The sequence below is a fragment of the Frigoribacterium sp. MCBA15_019 genome, from assembly GCF_001864945.1.
Classification (GTDB): domain Bacteria; phylum Actinomycetota; class Actinomycetes; order Actinomycetales; family Microbacteriaceae; genus Frigoribacterium.
The window spans coordinates 126,414-145,605 of record NZ_MJGS01000003.1 but is presented as its reverse complement, the minus strand read 5'-3'; the positions used below and the strand labels follow the sequence as shown (position 1 = coordinate 145,605).

The window sequence follows — 19,192 nt, the reverse complement described above, 5'->3', positions numbered from 1 at the left end:
CGCGCCTCCCGGGGTGGGGCGTGGGCGGCGCGCCGGGGCGGCCGGTCGGTGCGACCGCACCGCCCGGTTCAGACGGCGCGGCTGACGCCCCGGCTGGTGATCGCCGACATGAGGGCGTCCACGGGCTCGCGGGCGGCCCCCGGGTTGGCGACGAGCACGTAGTCGACGTCGCCGAGGGTGGGCAGCGAGAACCGGTCGCTGACCTTGACGAGGTCGGTGGGGATGAGCGAGAACGGGAACACGGCGACCCCCATGCCGGCGCGCACGGCGGCGAGGACGCCGTTGACGTCGCGCGTGTTGCAGGTGATCCGCCAGGTGCGGCCGGCGCGCTCGAGGGCGTCGATGGCCATCTGTCGACTGAGGCTGGGCGCCTGGTAGGCGATGAGCGGCACGGGCTGGCCGGGCTCCACGACGAGCTTCTCCTGGCCGATCCAGACCATGGCGTCACCGGCGACGCGGGTGCCCTCGTCGGACTCGCCCGCCGTCTGCTTGACGAAGATCAGGTCGAGGTGGCCGGCGGCCAGTCGGCGGCGCAGGGGCGCGGACTGGTTGACCGTGAGCTCGAGGTTGATCTGCGGGTAGAGCTGGCGGAAATGGCGCAGGATGCGGGGCAGCTGGGTGATGGCGAGGTCGTCGGCCGCACCGAAGCGCAGGCGGCCCCGCATGGCCGAGCCGCTGAAGTAGCTCTCGGCGGCGGCGTGCGCGGCGAGGATCGTCCGCGCGAAGCCGGCCATGGCGTCGCCGTTGTCGGTCAGGCGCACGTCCCGGGTGTCGCGGGCGACGAGCGTGCGGCCGGCAGCTTTCTCGAGCCGCCCGACCTGCTGGCTGACGGTCGGCTGGCTGATGCCGAGGCGCTGCGCGGCTCGGGTGAAGCTGCGGGTCTCGGCCACGACGAGGAACGTCGCGAGCAGCGTGGGGTCGTACACCGCGCCTCCTTCGTCATTCCGACTCGAGACCTCGTCATTCACGAAGCCAATGTGATTGATCATCCCCCACCGGGGTCCGAATGACCAGGCCGGCCCTACCGTTGGTGCAGACCGTGAACCGAACCACCAGCGCAGGAACGTGATGTCCGCCCCGCCCCGCACCGACTTCCCCCCGACCGCCCCTCTTCCGATCAGCACCGCCCGCCCGCCGTGGCGGCACACCTTCATCGCCCTGAGCGTGCCGAACTTCCGCCTCTGGACGGCCGGCAACGTCGTGGCGATGACCGCCGGGTGGATGCAGCGCATCGCCCAGGACTGGCTGGTGCTCGAGCTGACCGGCAGCGCCACGGCCGTCGGCATCACGGTGGCGATGCAGTTCGCCCCGATGCTCTTCTTCGGACTGCTCGGCGGAGTCGTCGTCGACCGCTTCTCGAAGCGCGCCCTCATGCTCGTCACCCAGAGCGTCTTCGCCGTGCTCAGCCTGGGGCTCGCCGCTCTGACCCTCGCGGGCGTGGTCGAGGCCTGGCACGTCTTCGCCATCGCCTTGGCCACGGGCCTGGTGACCGTCGTCGACAACCCGGCCCGCCAGGTCATCGTCACCGAGCTCGTCGGCCACACCCACCTCCGCAACGCGATCAGCGTCAACTCGAGCGTGTTCCAGCTCGGCGGCATGGTCGGCCCCGCGATCGCCGGCGTGCTGCTGCTGGCGGTCGGCGCGGGCTGGGCGTTCGTGGTCAACGGCGTCGCCTGCCTCGTGGTCGTCGTGATGCTGACCATGCTGCGGACGGCGCAGATGACGCGCGTCACCTCGTCCGCGCGAGGCCGCGGGCAGCTGCGGCAAGGCCTCGCCTACGCGCGCTCGAAGCCGACGATCGTCGTGCCCGTAGTGCTCGTGGGCGTCTACGCCGTGTTCGGCCTCACGATGCCCGTGCTGCTGGCGTCGTTCGCGGCGGACGTCTACGACGTCGGCCCGGGCGGCTACGGCCTCTTCAACTCGATGATCGCCGTCGGGGCCCTGACCGGCGCCCTGCTGTCGACGCGGCGTGCGACGATCCGGCTGCGCACCATCGTGCTGGGCGTGCTCGTCACGGGCGTGCTGCAGGCCGTGGCCGGATCGATGCCGTCGCTCGTGCCGTTCGCCGTCGTGCTCGTCGGGGTCGGGCTCGCGTCGCTGCTGTTCCTGACGGCCGCGAACCAGCTGGTGCAGATGTCGAGCAACATCGCGATCCGGGGGCGCGTCATGTCGCTGTACATCCTCGTGCTGCTCGGCGGGCAGGCGATCGGCGGACCGCTCATGGGCGTGATCGTCGAGACCTTCGGCACGCACGTCGGCATGATCGTCTCGGGCGGCGTGCCCGCCGTCGCCGCTGCCGTCACGGCACTGGTGCTCGCCCGCCGGGGGCAGTTGACCCTGCAGGTGCGCACCCGCTGGCACGTTCCGGTCGTCACGATCGAGCAGCGCTAGGCGGGGCTGGCGTCAGGGCCGCGCGCCGCGGGTGAGGGCCGCGACGACGTCACCCATGAGTTCGCCGGCCGCCTGCTCGCCCGTGGCCGGCCAGTCGAAGGCGACGCCGAGGGTGATGCAGATGAGCACGCGGGCCAACGTCCGCGGCTCGAGCCCGGTCACCTGGACGGCCTGCCCCTGGAAGACCTCCTCGACGAGGCCGTGCAGGGCGTCGAGCACCTCGCGGCGCTGGCGGACGAAGTCGGCCATGACCTCGGGGTGGGACAGGGCGTGGGCCCGGAACTCGCTCATGAGCGCGAAGTCCTCGACCTGTCCGGGGCCGTAGGGCGCGAACGCCGTGCCGATCTTCTCGGGCAACTGGTCGAGCGAGGTGCCCGGGAAGAACATGCCCTGCAGGGCGCCGAGGGCACCGTCGGTCTCGCGCCGCATGAGGCTGCGGACAAGATCGTCCTTCGAGGAGAAGTTCGAGTAGACCGCGCCCTTGCTGAACCCGGCGGCCCTCGCGACGTCGTCGAGGGTGGTCGCGTGGACCCCGCGTCGCGAGAACAGGTCACCCGCCGCGTCGAGCAACCGTTGCTTGACCTCGGCTCGTGGGATGCGGGGAACCGGAGCCCCGGCGCTGGTGGCCATGGTGCGACCCTAACGGGTGCGGGTGATCCTCAGAAGTCACCCGCGCCGTCGCCGGAGAAAGCGCATACCGGTGAGTATCCAAGCGCTACCATCGTGATCGCCTGGTGAACCCGAAGCATCAGGAGACCGCGCGGGTGCGCGACCGTCCGACCCTCACCACGTCGTCAGGTCGGGCGCGCACCCCGCACCTCGCTCGCCGACGGGGGCCGTCCCCAGGGGTCGACCCGTGCCTCCTGGTGTCGACCGCGACCCGCGTCAGATCGCGGTGCGTCGCGCCGACCCGCCGAAGCCGATCGAGACGTCCAGGCGCCACGCCTTCGGTTCGCCCGAGACGTGGGTCGTGCCCACGAAGCGCAGCCGATCGCCGGCGCCGAGGCTCAGCACCCCGTGCACGTCGAGGTTCTCGCCGAGCCGGAAGACGATCTCGTGCTCGTCGAGCAGCTCGTCGTCGACCGTGGCGCCGAAGGTGGCACCGTCGAACTTCACGGGGACGTCACGGAACACCAGCGACGGCGGCTCGTCGGACCAGTCCGCCACCTCGGGCACCCGCCCCGCGACGATGCGGGCGTCCACGACGCCGTCATCTGCGAGCGTGACCGAGGAGGCGCGCAGGTCGATGCCGAGCTCGTCACCGTCGATGCGAAAGCGGTTCTCCACGGCCCCACGCTACCCAGCACGGGCGCCGAGCGGAATGGCCGGACCGGGTCCGGGGTTCGCCCGGTCATGAAGAAGCGCATCGGGTTCCTGTCGTTCGGCCACTACCAGGACGTGCGAGGCTCGGCGACGCCGACCGCCCGGGAGGCGCTGGTCCAGTCGATCGAGCTGGCCGAGGCCGCGGAGGAGATCGGCGTCGACGTGGCCGCCGTGCGCGTGCACCACTTCGTGCGCCAGGCCGCCAACCCGTTCCCGCTGCTCGCGGCGATGGCCGCACGCACGAGCCGCATCGAACTCGGCACCGGAGTCATCGACATGCGCTACGAGAACCCGCTCTCGATGGCCGAGCAGGCCGCGGCCGCCGACCTGATCAGCGCGGGTCGCCTGCAGCTCGGCGTCAGCCGTGGATCACCCGAGCCCTCCCTGCGGGGCTGGGAGGCGTTCGGCCACGTCCCCCTCGAGGGTGAGAGCGACGCCGACCTCGCCCGCCGGCACACCGAGCTGTTCCGCGCGGCGATCGACGGCGCCGACGTCGCCGAGTCCGACCCGAAGATGACCGGCTGGTCGCACGGCCTCTCGGTCGAACCGCACTCCCCCGGCCTCGGCGAGCGCATCTGGTGGGGGTCGGGCAGCCGCACGACGGCCGTCTGGACCGGCGAGCAGGGCATGAACCTGATGAGCAGCACCCTGTTGACCGAGGACACCGGGGTGCCGTTCGACGAACTGCAGGCCGAGCAGATCGCGCTGTACCGCGAGGCCTACCGCGCCGCCGGTCACACGCGTGAACCTCGGGTGTCGGTCAGCCGCAGCGTGATCCCGATCACCACCGACGAGGACCGTCGCTACTTCGGCGTCCGCGCCCAGGCCGACTCGCAGGACCAGGTCGGGCTGCTGGACGGCGTCCAGTCGCGGTTCGGCAAGAGCTACGTGGGCGAGCCCGACGTCATCGCCGAGCAGTTGGCGGCCGACGCCGCGGTGCGGGACGCCGACACGATCCTGCTGACCGTGCCGAACCAGCTCGGGGTCGCCTACAACGCCCGCCTGCTGCAGACGGTGGCCGACCACGTCGCCCCGGCCTTCGGCTGGGAGCCGAACCTGGCGCGCGTGAGCTGAGCCGCGCCTCCTCGGCTGCCGCCACGGGCTGCGGTAGACAAGGGGCATGTTCACCGACCTGCCTGAGCCCGCCCTGCGGGAGTATCGCAGCACGCAGACCGACCCCGACGACTTCGACGAGTTCTGGGCGACGACCCTCGCCGAGACGCGGGCGCACCCGCTCGACCTGCGGGTCGAACGGGTCGACACGGGGCTGACGACGATCGACGTGTACGACGTGACCTTCGCCGGGTGGGCGGGTCAGCCCGTGCGGGCCTGGTTGCGCGTGCCCGCCGCAGCGGAGGGTCCGCTGCCGGCGGTCGTCCAGTTCGTCGGCTACGGCGGCGGGCGCGGTGCCGCCGTCGAGAACCTGTTCTGGTCGTCCGCCGGGTTCGCCCACCTGCAGATGGACACCCGGGGTCAGGGCTCGGGGTGGAGTCTCGGCGCCACCCCCGACCCCGACGGTTCGGGGCCCGCCCACCCCGGCGTCATGACGCGGGGCATCGACTCGCGTGAGACGTACTACTACCGGCGGGTGTTCGCCGACGCCGTCCGGGCCGTCGAGGCCGCCCGCGAGCTCGAGGTCGTCGACGCCTCCCGGGTGTCCGTCGTCGGCGGCAGCCAGGGCGGTGGCATCGCCCTGGCCGTCGCCGGACTCGTCCCCGACCTCGGCGCCGTCGCGGCGTACGTCCCGTTCCTCTGCGACTTCCGGCGGGCGACCGTCATCACCGACGCCGACCCGTACAAAGAGGTCGGACGGTACCTGGCGGTCCACCGACACCGCGCCTCCTCGGTGCACGACGTGCTCGCCTACTTCGACGGGGTCAACTTCGCGAAGCGGGCCGCGGCCCCGGCCCTGTTCACGACGGCACTGATGGACCCGACCTGCCCGCCGTCGACGGTGTTCGGCGCGTTCCACGCGTACGCCGGGGCGGCCGACATCACGGTCTGGCCGTACAACGGGCACGAAGGCGGCGGATTCGAGGACGACCTGCTGGCGCTCGCCCTGTTCCGCGGCGCCGGGGCCTGAGCCCGCGCACCACACGACACCCCCGAGTGGACACGGCACCGTGACGTGCAGCGGTGCCGTCTCCACTCGGTGGCGTCCTGGGCGGGAACACGGCGAGGCCGGGTCTGGTTGGCTCCGGACATGAAGTCGATCGTGTACTCCGAGACCGGACCCGCCCCCACCGTGCTGCAGCTCGTCGACCGCGACCTGCCCGAACCCGCCGCCGGCGAGGTGCGGGTGCGCGTCGTGTACTCCGGCGTCAACCCCACCGACTGGAAGTCCCGCGCGGGCGGCGGCCCCGGCGAGACGCTGCCGTTCCCCGAGGTCACGCCGAACCAGGACGGCTCGGGCGTCGTCGACGCCGTCGGCGCGGGCGTCACCGGCCTGTCGGTCGGCGACCGCGTCTGGACCTACCTCTCGGCCCATCAGCGCCCCACCGGCACCGCGCAGGAGTTCACCGTCCTGCCCGCCTCGCGCGTCGTCCCGCTGCCCGACGGCGTCGGCCTCGACGTCGGTGCGAGCCTGGGCGTCCCCGCCATGACCGCCCACCGCGCGCTCACCGTGTGGGAGGACGGCCCGAGCCGCCTGACCCCCGGCAGCCTCGACGGCGCCGTCGTCCTCGTCGCCGGAGGTGCGGGTGCGGTCGGCCACGCCGCCATCCAGCTCGCCCGCTGGGCCGGGGCCACCGTCGTCACGACGATCAGCAACGACGAGAAGGCCGCCCTCGCCACGGCCGCCGGAGCCCACCACGTGGTCAACTACCGCACGGACGATGCCGCCACCCGGATCCGCGAGATCGCCCCCGACGGCGTCGACGTCGTCGTGGAGGTCGCGATCTCGCAGAACGCGGACCTGCTGTCCGAGGTCGTCGCGCACCGCGCCTCCGTGGCCATCTACGCCGACAACGGCGGCGACACGACGACCATCCCCATCCGGGCGAACATGATCACCAACACCCGGTTCCAGTTCGTCCTGCTCTACACCGTGGGCGAGGAGGCGCTGCAGGCGGCCGTCGAGGACGTCACCGCGGCCCTGCGCGACGGCGTCCTGCCGGTCGGCGAGGCCGCCGGCCTGCCGCTGCACACCTTCCCGCTCGCCGAGACCGCGGCGGCGCACGAGGCCGTCGAGGGCGACGTGGTCGGCAAGGTGCTGATCGAGGTCTCCGCCGAGTAGTAGAAGGGGCGCGGCGTCGAAGGACGCCGCGTCGAGGGGCGCGGCGTCGAAGGGCACGGCGCGGGTGGTGGGCGGCGCTAGTTAGGCTCGCGGGGTGACCGACGCCGCCCGCCGACCCGCGCCTCCTGTACCTCCCGTCCCGCTCAGCCCGGTGCAGGCCGAGGCCGTCCGCCGCGGCGAGCTGCCACCCGTCGAGGAGGTCCGGCACGGCGTCTGGTCGGTCGCGTTCGAGTTCGGCGACGGCATCGACGACCACTCGCTGGGCTACGTCGTCGAGGGCTCGGACGGCGCCCTGACCGTCATCGACCCCGGGTGGGGAGTCGCCGCCAACCTCGACCGGCTCGAGACCGCCCTCGCCGAGGTCGACCACACGCTCGCCGACGTCGACCTGATCGCCGTGACCCACCTGCACGCCGACCACCTGGGCGGCGCCGAGGCGCTGCGCCGAGCCTCCGGCGCCCGGATCGCCCTGCACGCCGCCGAGCAGCGCGCGCTGGGCGAGCGAACGTCCGACGCCGTGGCCGCCGACGCCGACATCGCCCGTTGGGGCGCACCCGGAGACGACCAGGAGGCGCTGGTCGCCTCCTGGGGGTCGGGTCGCCACCTGCCCGCGGTCACCGCCGACCTGCTGCTGGACGACGGCGACGTGCTGCCGATCGCGGGACGGCTGCTGCGCGCCGTGCACACCCCGGGTCACACCGCGGGCCACCTCTGCTTCGTCGAGCCCGAGCAGCGACTCGCCTTCACGGGCGACCACGTGTTGCCGCGCATCAACCCCGGGATCGGCCTCGGCGGACGCACCGGCACCAACCCCCTGACCGACTACCTGTCTTCGCTCGACCGCGTGGTCGCCCTCGACGTCGACGGCCCGGACGCCCTCGAGGTGTGCCCGGGTCACGAGTTCCGGTTCACGGGACTCCGGCAGCGAGCCGAGGCCCTCATCGCCCACCGGGCCGACCGCAGCCGTGACGCCGCCGCCGCCCTGGACGCACTCGACCGGCCGACGGTCTGGCAGGTCGCCGAGCGCATGTCGTGGAGCGGCGGCATCGCCTCACTGCACGGCTACCGGTTGGGCTCGGCGCTCGCCCAGACCGAGTGGCACGTGCAAGACCTCGGCCGCGCCGACGAGTTGCGCGCCGCCTGACACCTGCCCGAGGACGTCGCGAGGCGACCGGCCTATTGTCGAGCGCGGCCCCGAGGGACGCACCGCGCCTCCTGCCCGGACCGCCACCACGACCGAGGAGAGACATGAGCACGACCACGACCCCCACCCGCACCGCCCTCGTCCTGGGCGGCGGTGGCATCACCGGCATCGCGTGGGAGCTGGGCGTGTTGTCACGACTGCTCGAGGCCGGCGTGCCCGTGGACAACGCCGACCTCGTCGTCGGCACCTCGGCCGGGTCGGTCGTCGGCACGATGGTGCGGCTCGGCCGCGTCGACGAGGGGTTGCGCGAGCAGTTCGAGGCCGTCACGGAACTGCCGTCGGGCTCCATCGACCCCGACGTGTTCCAGCAGACGCTCGGCCAGGCCCTGGCCGGGGCGACTAGTCAGCAGGAGGCGCGGGCCCGGATCGGCGCGTTGGCGGGCGAGACGCCCGTGGTCGCGGACGAACCCGAGCTCGTCACGACGATGCGGGACCGCTTCGGAGGCGCCGCCTGGCCCGACGCGGCCCTGACCGTCTGCACCGTGGACGCCACCGACGGCACGTTCCGCCCGCTGGACGCCGACTCGGGCGTCGACCTGTACCGCGCCGTGGCCGCGAGCTGTTCGGTGCCCGTGGTCTGGCCCACCGTCGAGGTCGACGGCCGCCCGACCATGGACGGCGGGGTCCGCTCGGGCACCAACGCCGACCTGGCCGACGACTACGACCGGGTGCTGGTGCTGTCGTGCGGCCCCGAACTCGACGTCTCGCCGCTCGGCCCGACCCTGCCGCAGGTCGTCGCCGCCCGACGCGCCGCCGGCCGGGACGTGTTGGTCGTCGAGGCCGACGCCGAATCCCTGCAGGCGTTCGGCACCGACGTGCTCGCCACGAGCACCCGGCGCCCTGCCGCCGAAGCCGGTCGTCGGCAGGCCGAAGCCGTCCTCGACGACGTCCGCGCCTTCTGGTCGGGCGGCGTCGCCTGACCTCCGACGGGCAGACCGCGGGGACGGCGGGCCGGTACCCTCGGGAAGTGACCACCGCCTCCCCCACGCTCCGCATCGCCCTCGTGTCGCTGCACACGTCCCCCGGTGCCGAGCCCGGGTCGGGTGACGTCGGCGGCATGAACGTCGTCGTGCGCAACCAGGCCGAGGCGCTCGGGGCCGCGGGGCACGAGGTCGAGATCCTGACCCGTCGCTCCTCGCCCGACGAGCCCGCGAGCCTGGCCCTCTCTCCGGGCGTGACCCTCCGGTTCCTCGACGCCGGCCCGGCCGAGCCCGTCACCAAGGGTCGCAACGAGCTCTTCGTCGACGAGTTCCGCGACCGGCTCGCCGAGCTCGGGCCGTGGGACGTCGTCCACTCGCACCACTGGTTCTCGGGCATGGCCGCCCTGCCCGTGGCCCGCGCCCTCGGCGTGCCCCACCTGCAGAGCTTCCACTCGATCGCCGCCCACGACTCGACCCCCCTCTCGCACGGCGAACGCGCCGAGTCCCCGGGCCGCCTCGCCGGCGAAGAGATGCTCGCCCGCGAGTCGGACGCCGTCGTCGCCATCAGCCACGCGGAGGCCGAGACCGTCACGTCCCGACTCGGCGGCCGGGCCGACCGGGTCCACGTCGTGCTGCCGGGCGTCGACGCCGAGCTGTTCCACCCCGCCGCGGCCGACCACCCCGCTCCGACCCGCCCCTACGTCGTCGTGGCCGGTCGGCTCGAACCCCTCAAGGCCCCCGACCTCGCCATCCGCGCCGTGGCGGCCGTCCCCGCCGAGGTCCGCCCCGAGCTCGTCATCGCCGGGGGCGCCTCGACCGAGTTCGCCGGCTACGAGTCCGAGCTGAGCGCGTTGAGCGACGAACTCGACCTCACCGTGCACTTCCTCGGCCCGCGCTCGCGGCCGGGCCTCGCCGCGCTGCTCCGCGACGCGTCGCTCGTGCTCGTGCCCTCGCACTCCGAGACCTACGGGCTGATCGCCCTCGAGGCCGCGGCCAGCGGCGTCCCCGTGATCGCGGCGGCGTCGGGCGGGCTCCGCGAGTCGGTGGTCGACGGCGTGACGGGCATCGTGCTCACGCTCCGTGATCCGCAGACCTGGGCCCGGGCCCTGACGCAGGTGCTCGCGGACTCGGGGCTGCGCGACCGGCTCTCGCGCGCCTCCCGGTCCCACGCGCTCGACCACCCGTGGTCGCGCTCGGCGGACGACCTCGTCGGCGTCTACTGCGGGTTGCTGGCCCGGCAGGGGTCGCCCTGCGTCGCGGCCTCGGCCTGACGTCACTCCGCCCACCAGCCCACTGACGGGGGCCGGGCCTAGGCTCTGACCGTGCCGCGTCCAGGCGCCGGCACATCCCCGCGCAGACCGCCCGACCACCACAGGAGGCCACCGATGACCGACGACACCTTGCTGCAGACCCTCATCGAGCAAGAAGAGCGTCTCGTCTTCCGGCGGTTCACCCTCGACGTCGCCCTCGACCTGGGCGCCCACCTGCTGGCCGAGGCCCGGCGCCGCGACCTCGCCGTCGCCGTCACCGTGCGACACGGTCGACAGCGGGCGTTCCACGCGGCCCTGCCCGGCAGCAGCCTCGACAACGACGAGTGGCTCGACCGCAAGGCCCGCGTCGTCGAGCGCTACGGGCAGAGCTCGTACCGGGTGGGCGAGTCGTTCCGGGTGCAGGGCGGCAGCTTCGACGAGAAGTCGCGCCTCGACACCGGCCTCTACGCCGCGCACGGCGGGTTGTTCCCCGTCCGGGTGGTCGGCGTCGGCGTCGTCGGATCGGCCGGCGTCTCGGGCCTGCCGCAGGCCGACGACCACGCGTTCGTCGTCGACGTGATCGAGGACTTCCTCGACCACGGCTACGACGCCTGACTCCCTCGCCGACGATCCCGTGATCGATCCGACCGCAGGAGGCGCGGTGCCGGCCCCCGAGAGCCCGACCGACGACCAGGCGGCCGCGTCGCTCCGCGCCCTCGTCGAACGGGCGGCCTCCGACCTGGCCGCCCGCGACGCGCGCACCGAGGCCCTCGCCCGGTACAAGCCCGCCCGGCGCATCGTCGTGGTGAAGACGGTGGAGTCGCTCGAGCCCGCCGGGCGTGCCTGGCGCCTCGGCGTGCTGCTGCTCGGCACCGACGGCCGCGTCTTCGAGACCGGTCGCATCACGCGTGCCGTGACGCCAACCCGCTCCCAGCACCTCTCCGCCCAGGTCGAGCAGCGCAAGGCCGAGCGGCGAGCCGCCGTGCGCGGCCACTTCGCCGAGGGCGAGGTCGTCAACTACGGGTACGAGCCGGTGGACCTGTCGACCGGGGCGCTGCAGGCGGGCGAGCAGCGCCTCCTCGTCCGCGACGGACGTGCCCTCGTGCGCTGGGGCACGGCGGCCGGCGAGGTCCGCGACCTCGCCGCGTACCTCGCCGACCGCGCCGAGCTGCTCTAGCGGGCCGTCTCCTGCGCAGCCGGCGCGGGCTCGGGCGCGGCGGGCTCGGCGTCGAGGAAGGGCAGGTCCTCGAGGTCGATGTTCGGGTTGGCGTCCTGCGACTCGACCAACTCGTGCGCCTCGGCCTCGGTGGCCACGCTCGGCATCGACCCCGGCAGGGGCCGCTGCGACGATTCCTTCATGAACCAGACCGCCACCGCTCCGACCAGCGAGGTCGCCATGAGGAAGAACGCCGGCACGAGCTCGTTGCCCGTCGCCTGCAGCAGCGCCTGGATGATCAGCGGCGTCGTCCCTCCGAACACGGCGATCGCGACGTTGTACGACACGCCCATCGCGCCGTAGCGGCTGGCGGTCGGGAACAGTGCGGGCAGCGACGACGCCTGGCTCGACACCCAGAGCGCCACGCTGACGGCCAGCAGCGACAGACCGGCGAGGGTCGTGGCGATGCTGCCGAGTCCGATCAGCAGGAACGCCGGCAGGGCGAGCAGCAGCACCGACGCGGCGCCGAGCCACATGACGGGACGACGACCGATGCGGTCGCTGAGCCGTCCGGCCACCGGCAGCAGCAGGGCGAGCAGCACGAGCACCGGGATCGTCAGCAGCGTGCCGTGCAGCGGGTCGTAGCCGAGCGAGTCGGTCAGGTAGGTCGGCATGTAGCTGGTCAGCGCGTAGCCGACGGTGTTGGACGCGGCGACGAGGCCGATCGCGATGACGATGGGCCGCCAGTGCTGCCGGATCAGCGCGAGGGTGTTGCGCGGACGGCCCTGGGCGTCGGCGATCTCGCCGACCTTGCTCTCTTGTGCGTCCTGGGTCGCCTGGAACGCGGGTGACTCCTCGATCTTCAGTCGGAAGTAGATCGCGACGACCCCGAGCGCGCCGGCCAGCAGGAACGGGAGCCGCCAGGCCCAGTCGAGCATCTGCTGTTCGGTGGTCAGCAGCTGGAGCACCGACACGACGGCGGCGCCGAGCGCGAAGCCCAGGTAGCTGCCGAGGTCGAGGATGCTCGCGAAGAAGCCACGTCGCTTGTCGGGGGCGTACTCGCTGACGAAGGTCGTCGCCCCGGCGTACTCGCCGCCGGTCGAGAAGCCCTGCAGCAGCTTGAGCACGACGAGGGCGATCGGGGCGAGGGCGCCGATCGCGGCGAAGTCGGGCAGGACGCCGATCAGGAAGGTGGCGCCCGCCATCAGGATGAGTGTCGTCGCCAGCACCTTCTGGCGGCCGACCCGGTCGCCGAGGCGCCCGAAGACGACCCCGCCGAGCGGACGAGCGACGTAGGTCGAGGCGAAGACGCCGAGGCTGAACAGGATCTGCAGCGACGGGTCGGCCTCGGGCAGGAAGACCCGGCCCATCGTGACGGCGAGGTAGCCGTACACGCCGACGTCGTACCACTCCATGGTGTTGCCGACGACGGTGCCCCCGATGGCGCGCTTCATCATCGCCGGGTCGACGACCGTGACGTCGTCGACGCGCAGACGCCTCGGACTCCGCCGTCCGGAGGCGCGGGTCGGGCGGTCGGGACGGGTCTCGCGGGCAGGGGTGGGTGGGGTTCCCATGAACGACGTTCCTCTGGATCTCGGGCGCCGGTCACTCGGACGGGCGCCTCGGCGATCGAGCTGCGGAGGGGCGGGGCCCGGCTGCCGCGGCCTGAGTGGTCGGGTCGACGGCGGGCAACGTTACCGGCATCTCGGCGGCGGATTGCCAGGGCATTCGGAGGGAGGCCCACCGATCACCCAGGCGGTGGGGAAGGAACTCCCGAGCGGATCGCCTATCGTCGAGGACGACTTCCGTGCCGGTCGCCACTCCCTGATCGCCACACCACCCGACCCCAGGAGGCCCACCGTGCGCCGCGTGCTGATCGCCGTCTCCGTCGTCTTCGGCGTCGGGCTCGTCGCTTTCGTCGTCGCGATCGCCATGGTCGTCTCGGCCCTCACCGCACCCCGCGACGAGAGCGTCACGGCGATCACGTCGACGCCGGCCCCGGTCTGCCCCGAGGTCGACCCGGTGATGGTCGGCGACATCGAGGTGCCGGCCGGGCCCGTCGCCGGCTACTGCCAGGACCGTCTCGTGAACGCCGCCTACATCATGCTGGCGGCCCGGGCGCAGGGCATCGGCGAACACACCCAGGCGATCGGCGTGATGACCGCGATGGGTGAGTCGAGCCTGCGGAACATCGACTACGGCGACGCCGTCGGGCCCGACAGCCGAGGGCTCTTCCAGCAGCGCGACAACGGCCAGTGGGGCACCTACGAACAGCGGATGGACCCGTACACGGCGGCGACCAGCTTCTTCACGAAGCTCGTGGCGATCCCGGGTTGGAAGGACCTGACGCCGACCCAGGCGGCGCACGCCGTGCAGGTCAACGCCGACCCCGACCACTACACGAGGTGGTTCCCCGACGCCGAGGTGGTCGTGGCGGAGCTGTCGAGCTGAGCCGCGCCTCCTCGGGTCGGAGGCCCGTCGGGTCGGGGACCGGTCGTGCCTACTTCGCGCGGCGGCCGATGCTGCGACGGTCGCGCCAGGCACCCGTCGACCAGAGCGACAGCAGGACGAGCAGCGGCTGGAAGATCAGGCGGAAGGCGCGCTTGCCGTCGGTGTCGAGACCGAACGCGTCGGTGTGCGTGACGAGCTGCGAGATGTTGCCGGGGAAGATCGCGGTGAAGAAGGCGGCCGCGATCCAGCCGACCGTCACACGGTGCTTCGGGGCGACGACCAGGGCCGCGCCGATCCCGATCTCGACGACGCCGGAGGCGAGCACGACGAAGTCGTCGTCGAGCGGCAGCCACTCGGGCACCTGGGCCTGGAACGGCTCGCGGGCGAACGTGAGGTGGCTCGTGCCGGCGAAGACCAGGGCACCGCCGAGGGCGATGCGCCCCAGGGTGCGGGCGAGGGACGTGGGACGGGGGCGGGGACGTTTCGACATCCGACCAGTCTCCTCCTGTCGAGGGTCCCGTCCTCACCAGCCCATCGTGCCGGGCGCGCCCTTGAACGGACCGACCAGGTTCGCGGTGATCCAGCCGCCGTAGAAGTCCCCCTCCTGCGCCTGGACCACCTCGCCGTCGATCTCGCACGAGTCCATCGCGCCCGGGTAGATCGCGACGTGGTCGACGAGGGACTCGTAGCCGGGCCAGGGCTCGGCGTAGAACCAGCCGGAGCGGCGGGCCACGACTCCCCCACCGGTGACGTCCACGTAGCCGGCCTGGCCCTTGAACTCGCAGAGGCTGCGACCTTCGGCCCTGGACAGGGCACCCGGCGCGAAGTCGGAGCGGGGCAGGTAGTACACGGGCGGGTGGCTCGTCTCGAGCACGCGGATCGCGGCCGTGGTGTCGGCCACCACGACGCCGCCGAGACGGACGACGACGCGCTCGTTCCGGGGCTCGACGCGCGGCGGGCGGGGGTAGTCCCAGACCGACTCCTGCCCGGGGCCGGGCTCGACGCGGACGGGGTGGGCGGGGCGGGACGGGCGACGGAAGGCGGGCATGAGCCCATGATGCGCCGCGGGGCTGGGACGACGCACCCGGCGGCCCGAGAACGTACGGCTCTGCCCTCGGGCGACTGATCAGCGAAGCCCCCATCGGCGCATCGTCCAGGAGGTCGTTCCTCCCGGGTCAGCCGTCGCCCTCGTGGCCGGTTGCGATGGCCGAATGAGCCCGACGCCACCATGAGGCTGATCCCTGACCGACGAACCGCACGTCCGTCGAACCATGGAGCAGCAGCTGGCTCCTGATCCGCTCGAGGGAGACCGGCAGACGATCCTTCTCCGGACGCCTGGAGGCACCACCCGCTCGCCTGCACTCACCGTGATCCGGTCGTCCCGACAGACCAGCCCGCATTAGGTCGCATCAAGCGTGTGGCTATCGGACACGTCAAGAGCCGCACAAGAACATGCCTCGACTGGAGCTATTTAGGCAATCGGAAGATGCGTCGCAACAATACGCGCGATCGCGAAGAAGATGGTGGCGGTTCGACGGGTGCCAGTCCCATCCTCTCTCGCCACGCGGCGTACTCCTGCCTTGTGGCGGCGTCATCGCTGAGGACGTCGAGCGCTTCCTCCTGCGAGAGGTCGATCCCGAGTCGCTGCCGGTGGGCACGGTTGAGGAGCGATTGGCGGAACCGTTCGTAGTCGTAACAGTCGATGCCGGTCACTGGTCACCGTTTCGGTAGCGCCTCGCGCAGGGGCATCGTGACGGGCCCGTGTCGCGCGTCGATCCACGATGAACCGTCGGCTCACCGAGTCTCGTCCGGTCATGCCTCGCCCGGTGGGACGTTGGCCTCTGCCGGGGCTCGCGTGTGACGGCGAGCCTTGTGGCCGTGGCCGTCTGGACCACGATGACGAAGGGCACCCCCATGACCATCCGAGCCACCTCTGACCGTCTGGCCCCTCGGTCGGCGCCGTTCTTCGCCAACCATCCCGCCGTTCCGGTCGTCGAGACCGGCGTGACCAGGGCACACGGTCGCCGCACGCTCGCCGTCCTCCGTCTGGCCACCGGGTTCATCTTCCTGTGGGCGTTCCTGGACAAGACCTTCGGCCTCGGGTTCTCCACGCCGGCGGCGCGGGCCTGGGTCGCCGGAGGCACCCCGAGTCAGGGCTTCCTGCTCGGAGACGGCGTCGTCGGCCCGCTGAAGGGCTTCTTCACCGCGGTCGCCAGCCCGGCGAGCGACATCCTCTTCCAGCTCGCCATGCTGGGCGTTGGCGCCGCTGTCATGCTGGGCATCGGCCTGCGCGTCAGCGCGGTCGTCGGCAGTGTCCTGATGGTGGCCATGTACCTCGCCGAGTGGCCTTTCGGCGCCAACGCCGCGTCGACGAATCCCCTGGTCGACTATCACATCATCTACGCCCTCGTCCTTGTCGCCCTCGCCGTCCTCTCGGCCGGTGACACCTGGGGCGCCGGCGTGCGCTGGAAGCAGCTGCCCGCCGTCAAGCGCCTTCCGTGGCTCGTCTGATGGCGGGCCTCGCCCACCGGTCCGACACCGCAGTCCTCGACGCCCCTCAAGTAGCGCCGCATGCAGCGTCGGTCGCGGCCGTGCTCGAAGCGAACAGCGTCACCGAGGAGGGACTGAGCGTCGCCGGCGCGGCAGCCCGTCTGATCGAGCAGGGCCCGAACGGGCTTCCCGCGGAGCGGAGGCCCTCGGCGTTCCTCACCTTCGTGAAGCAATTCCACGACGTCCTCATCTACGTGCTGCTCGCCTCCGCGATCGTCACCTTCGTCGTCGGCGACTGGATCGACGCGGTCGTGATCCTCTCCGTCACGGTCATCAACGCCGGCGTCGGACTGGTGCAAGAAGGACGAAGCCGGAAAGCTCTCGATGGTATCCGGGCGATGCTCTCCCTCAGCGCCACCGCCCGTCGGGACGGCCGATGGGTCACCGTCGAAGCCGCCGACCTCGTCACCGGAGACGTCATCCGCGTCGAACCCGGCGACAAGGTGCCCGCCGACGCCAGGCTGCTCGGGGCGCACACCCTCCGCGCCGACGAGTCAGCCCTCACGGGTGAGTCGTCGCCGTCCGACAAGGCCCTCGACGCCGTCGACGAGGCGAGCGGGATCGGCGACCGCGACGACATGCTCTTCTCCGGAACCCACATCACCGGAGGCGCGGGGACGGCGGTCGTGACGGCCACCGGTTCGCAGACCGAGATCGGCCGCATCCACGCACTCGTCACCGGCGCCGAGAGCACCGCGACTCCCCTGACCCGACAACTCGCGACCTTCAGCAAGCGCATCTCGCTGCTCATCGTCGCCGTCGCCGCGGGAATGCTGGCCGTCGGGTACCTCGTCCACGGCCGCGGTCTCGCGGAGCTCGTGCCCGCCACCATCGGGTTCGCCGTCGCGGCGATCCCCGAAGGGCTGCCCGCACTCGTCACCATCACCCTCGCCCTCGGCGTCCGGCAGATGTCCTCGCGCCACGCCATCGTCCGGAAGCTCACCGCCGTCGAGACCCTGGGCTCCGTGACCACGATCTGCACCGACAAGACCGGCACCCTGACCCGCAACGAGATGACGGTTCGCACGGTCGTGACACCCGGCGGGACCTTCGACGTCGCGGGCGTGGGGTACGCACCGACCGGGACCATCACCGCCCGCGCCTCCTCCGCCTCGTCCTCGGCGACGAGCCTCCACGCGGTCGTCCAGGCGTTCGCGTTCTGCAACGACGCGCACCTCGTCGACGCCGAAGGCGGGTGGCAGGTCGTCGGTGACCCCACCGAAGGAGCGCTCAAGACCCTCGCCGCGAAGGCGTCCTTCGACGCCCACGGGCACACCCGTCTCGCCGTGGTGCCCTTCGACGCGACGACGAAGTCCATGGCGGTCCGCGAACAGGACGAGGAAGGCGTCTCGACCATCTACCTCAAGGGCGCACCCGCGGTCGTCCTCGATGCCTGCACCCACGAACTCGACGAAGACGGCCGTCTGCGGTCCATCGATCGGGCGGCCTGGGCTGCGACGATCGAGGAGCTCGGAGCACGAGGCCTTAGGGTGCTCGCTGCCGCCCGGTCATCCGCGACCCTCCACGCGTCCGGGCTCCAGGCCGAGGACTACGCCACAGGGATGGTGTTCCTCGGAGCCGCGGGCATCGTCGACCCGCCCCGACCCGAGGCCGTTCACGCCATCGACGCCATGCACGCAGCCGGCGTCCGGGTGAAGATGATCACCGGCGACCACCCCGGCACGGCCCTCGCCATCGCGACCGAGATGCACATCGCCGACGCCGGCTCGAGCGTGCTCACCGGAACCGAGATCGAAGCGATGAGCGACGACGAGCTCGCCGGCCGCGCCGCCTCGGTCGACGTCTACGCGCGCACCAGTCCCGAGCACAAGCTGCGCATCGTCGCCGCCCTCCAGTCGCGCGGTCAGACCGTGGCCATGACCGGCGACGGGGTCAACGACGCCCCGGCCCTCCGCCGCGCCGACATCGGTGTCGCCATGGGCATCAAGGGCACCGAGACGACCAAAGAATCAGCCGACATCGTCCTGGCCGACGACGACTTCGCCACCATCGGCCACGCGATCGGCGAAGGCCGACGCATCCGCGACAACCTGCAGAAATCGATCCTGTTCCTGTTACCCACGACCTCGGCACAAGCCCTCGTCATGCTCCTCGCGGTCGTCGTCGGCTTCACCCTGCCGTTGCAGCCCACCCAGATCCTCTGGGTCAACCTCATCACCGCGGTTACCCTCTCCCTCGCACTCGCCACCGAACCCGCCGAACCCGGCATCATGAGCCGTCCGCCGACCAGACCGGGCCGGGGCATCCTCGACCGCGGCTTCGTCGGCCGCATCGTCTGGGTCACCGCCCTCATCACCATGTCGACCATCGGCGTGTTCTTCTTCGAGCTCGGTGCCGGGGCCACGGACGCCGAGGCCCGGACCACGGCCGTGACCATGCTCACGCTCGGCCAACTGGCGTTCCTGTTCAGCTGCCGTTTCCTCCGCGCATCCAGCCTCAGGGCGGCGGTGCTGCGCGGCAACCGTGCGGTCTGGATCTCGGCAGGGCTCCTCGTGGCGCTACAGCTCGTGTTCGTCTACGCGCCGTTCATGCACCCGTGGTTCCACTCCGCCCCGCTCGGCACGCGGGAATGGGCTTACACCGCAGCGATCGCCGTAGCGATCTTCCTCCTCACCGAGGCGGGCAAGGCCACCGAACGAGTACGAGACCGGAAGCGCACGACGACGACGGCACGGACCTCCGCGTGACGCA

The 19,192-nt window shown here is 72.1% G+C and carries 19 protein-coding genes; 12 read left to right on the top strand and 7 right to left on the bottom strand.

Annotation, left to right across the window (positions count from 1 at the left end):
• Window positions 1–68: 68 nt before the first annotated feature.
• Window positions 69–926, bottom strand: coding sequence for a LysR substrate-binding domain-containing protein (locus BIV04_RS07295; RefSeq protein WP_043594893.1), 858 nt, complete (start codon window positions 924–926; stop codon window positions 69–71).
• A 142-nt stretch (window positions 927–1,068) separates the two neighbouring features.
• Between BIV04_RS07295 and BIV04_RS07290 the strand changes: the two genes are divergently transcribed.
• The gene (locus tag BIV04_RS07290) at window positions 1,069–2,391 is read left to right on the top strand and encodes an MFS transporter (RefSeq protein WP_071255482.1); all 1,323 of its coding nucleotides are present in this window, start codon (window positions 1,069–1,071) and stop codon (window positions 2,389–2,391) included.
• 12 nt (window positions 2,392–2,403) lie between these two features.
• On the opposite strand, the gene BIV04_RS07285 is transcribed toward BIV04_RS07290, so the two are convergent.
• Window positions 2,404–3,021, bottom strand: a complete 618-nt coding sequence (locus BIV04_RS07285; protein WP_083396252.1) for a TetR/AcrR family transcriptional regulator — start codon at window positions 3,019–3,021, stop codon at window positions 2,404–2,406.
• Between the two features lie 255 nt (window positions 3,022–3,276).
• Window positions 3,277–3,678 (bottom strand): hypothetical protein, encoded by a 402-nt coding sequence (locus BIV04_RS07280; RefSeq protein WP_071255479.1) that lies wholly within the window; start codon window positions 3,676–3,678, stop codon window positions 3,277–3,279.
• Between the two features lie 66 nt (window positions 3,679–3,744).
• On the opposite strand from BIV04_RS07280, the gene BIV04_RS07275 reads away from it, so the two are divergent.
• The 8 genes from BIV04_RS07275 to BIV04_RS07240 all read left to right on the top strand — a co-directional run bounded on the left by BIV04_RS07275 (window position 3,745) and on the right by BIV04_RS07240 (window position 11,500).
• Window positions 3,745–4,788 carry an LLM class flavin-dependent oxidoreductase gene (locus BIV04_RS07275; protein WP_071255478.1) on the top strand — a complete coding sequence of 348 codons (1,044 nt, stop codon included), beginning with the start codon at window positions 3,745–3,747 and terminating at the stop codon, window positions 4,786–4,788.
• A gap of 46 nt (window positions 4,789–4,834) precedes the next feature.
• Window positions 4,835–5,797 (top strand): acetylxylan esterase, encoded by a 963-nt coding sequence (locus BIV04_RS07270; protein WP_071255476.1) that lies wholly within the window; start codon window positions 4,835–4,837, stop codon window positions 5,795–5,797.
• Window positions 5,798–5,917: 120 nt separating this feature from the next.
• On the top strand, window positions 5,918–6,949 hold the full coding sequence (locus BIV04_RS07265; RefSeq protein ID WP_071255475.1) for an NADPH:quinone reductase: 1,032 nt from the start codon (window positions 5,918–5,920) through the stop codon (window positions 6,947–6,949).
• A 94-nt stretch (window positions 6,950–7,043) separates the two neighbouring features.
• Window positions 7,044–8,093 carry an MBL fold metallo-hydrolase gene (locus BIV04_RS07260; protein ID WP_083396251.1) on the top strand — a complete coding sequence of 350 codons (1,050 nt, stop codon included), beginning with the start codon at window positions 7,044–7,046 and terminating at the stop codon, window positions 8,091–8,093.
• Window positions 8,094–8,197: 104 nt separating this feature from the next.
• Window positions 8,198–9,073 (top strand): patatin-like phospholipase family protein, encoded by an 876-nt coding sequence (locus BIV04_RS07255; RefSeq protein ID WP_071255472.1) that lies wholly within the window; start codon window positions 8,198–8,200, stop codon window positions 9,071–9,073.
• A gap of 47 nt (window positions 9,074–9,120) precedes the next feature.
• On the top strand, window positions 9,121–10,344 hold the full coding sequence (locus tag BIV04_RS07250) for a glycosyltransferase (RefSeq protein ID WP_071255471.1): 1,224 nt from the start codon (window positions 9,121–9,123) through the stop codon (window positions 10,342–10,344).
• 114 nt (window positions 10,345–10,458) lie between these two features.
• Window positions 10,459–10,938 carry a heme-degrading domain-containing protein gene (locus BIV04_RS07245; RefSeq protein WP_071255469.1) on the top strand — a complete coding sequence of 160 codons (480 nt, stop codon included), beginning with the start codon at window positions 10,459–10,461 and terminating at the stop codon, window positions 10,936–10,938.
• Between the two features lie 19 nt (window positions 10,939–10,957).
• Entirely contained in the window at window positions 10,958–11,500 is a 543-nt protein-coding gene (locus BIV04_RS07240; protein ID WP_083396250.1) for a hypothetical protein, read from the top strand.
• Here BIV04_RS07240 and BIV04_RS07235 read toward each other — a convergent pair.
• Window positions 11,497–13,053, bottom strand: a complete 1,557-nt coding sequence (locus BIV04_RS07235) for an MFS transporter (RefSeq protein WP_071255468.1) — start codon at window positions 13,051–13,053, stop codon at window positions 11,497–11,499. The genes BIV04_RS07240 and BIV04_RS07235 overlap by 4 nt on opposite strands.
• A 286-nt stretch (window positions 13,054–13,339) precedes the next feature.
• Here BIV04_RS07235 and BIV04_RS07230 point away from each other — a divergent pair, with 286 nt between their 5' ends.
• Window positions 13,340–13,930, top strand: a complete 591-nt coding sequence (locus BIV04_RS07230) for a hypothetical protein (protein ID WP_071255467.1) — start codon at window positions 13,340–13,342, stop codon at window positions 13,928–13,930.
• A 49-nt stretch (window positions 13,931–13,979) separates the two neighbouring features.
• On the opposite strand, the gene BIV04_RS07225 is transcribed toward BIV04_RS07230, so the two are convergent.
• The 3 genes from BIV04_RS07225 to BIV04_RS16750 all read right to left on the bottom strand — a co-directional run bounded on the left by BIV04_RS07225 (window position 13,980) and on the right by BIV04_RS16750 (window position 15,643).
• Window positions 13,980–14,420 (bottom strand): hypothetical protein, encoded by a 441-nt coding sequence (locus tag BIV04_RS07225; protein WP_071255466.1) that lies wholly within the window; start codon window positions 14,418–14,420, stop codon window positions 13,980–13,982.
• Window positions 14,421–14,453: 33 nt separating this feature from the next.
• A complete protein-coding gene (locus BIV04_RS07220) occupies window positions 14,454–14,978 on the bottom strand; it encodes a DUF427 domain-containing protein (protein ID WP_071255465.1) in 525 nt (174 codons plus the stop codon).
• Window positions 14,979–15,397: 419 nt separating this feature from the next.
• Complete coding sequence (locus BIV04_RS16750) at window positions 15,398–15,643, bottom strand: hypothetical protein (RefSeq protein ID WP_143048605.1); 246 nt, start codon at window positions 15,641–15,643, stop codon at window positions 15,398–15,400.
• 201 nt (window positions 15,644–15,844) lie between these two features.
• On the opposite strand from BIV04_RS16750, the gene BIV04_RS07215 reads away from it, so the two are divergent.
• Window positions 15,845–16,441, top strand: a complete 597-nt coding sequence (locus BIV04_RS07215; protein ID WP_071255534.1) for a DoxX family protein — start codon at window positions 15,845–15,847, stop codon at window positions 16,439–16,441.
• Window positions 16,429–19,188 (top strand): HAD-IC family P-type ATPase, encoded by a 2,760-nt coding sequence (locus BIV04_RS07210; RefSeq protein ID WP_255364203.1) that lies wholly within the window; start codon window positions 16,429–16,431, stop codon window positions 19,186–19,188. The genes BIV04_RS07215 and BIV04_RS07210 overlap by 13 nt, the downstream gene beginning before the upstream one ends.
• Window positions 19,189–19,192 lie beyond the last annotated feature (4 nt).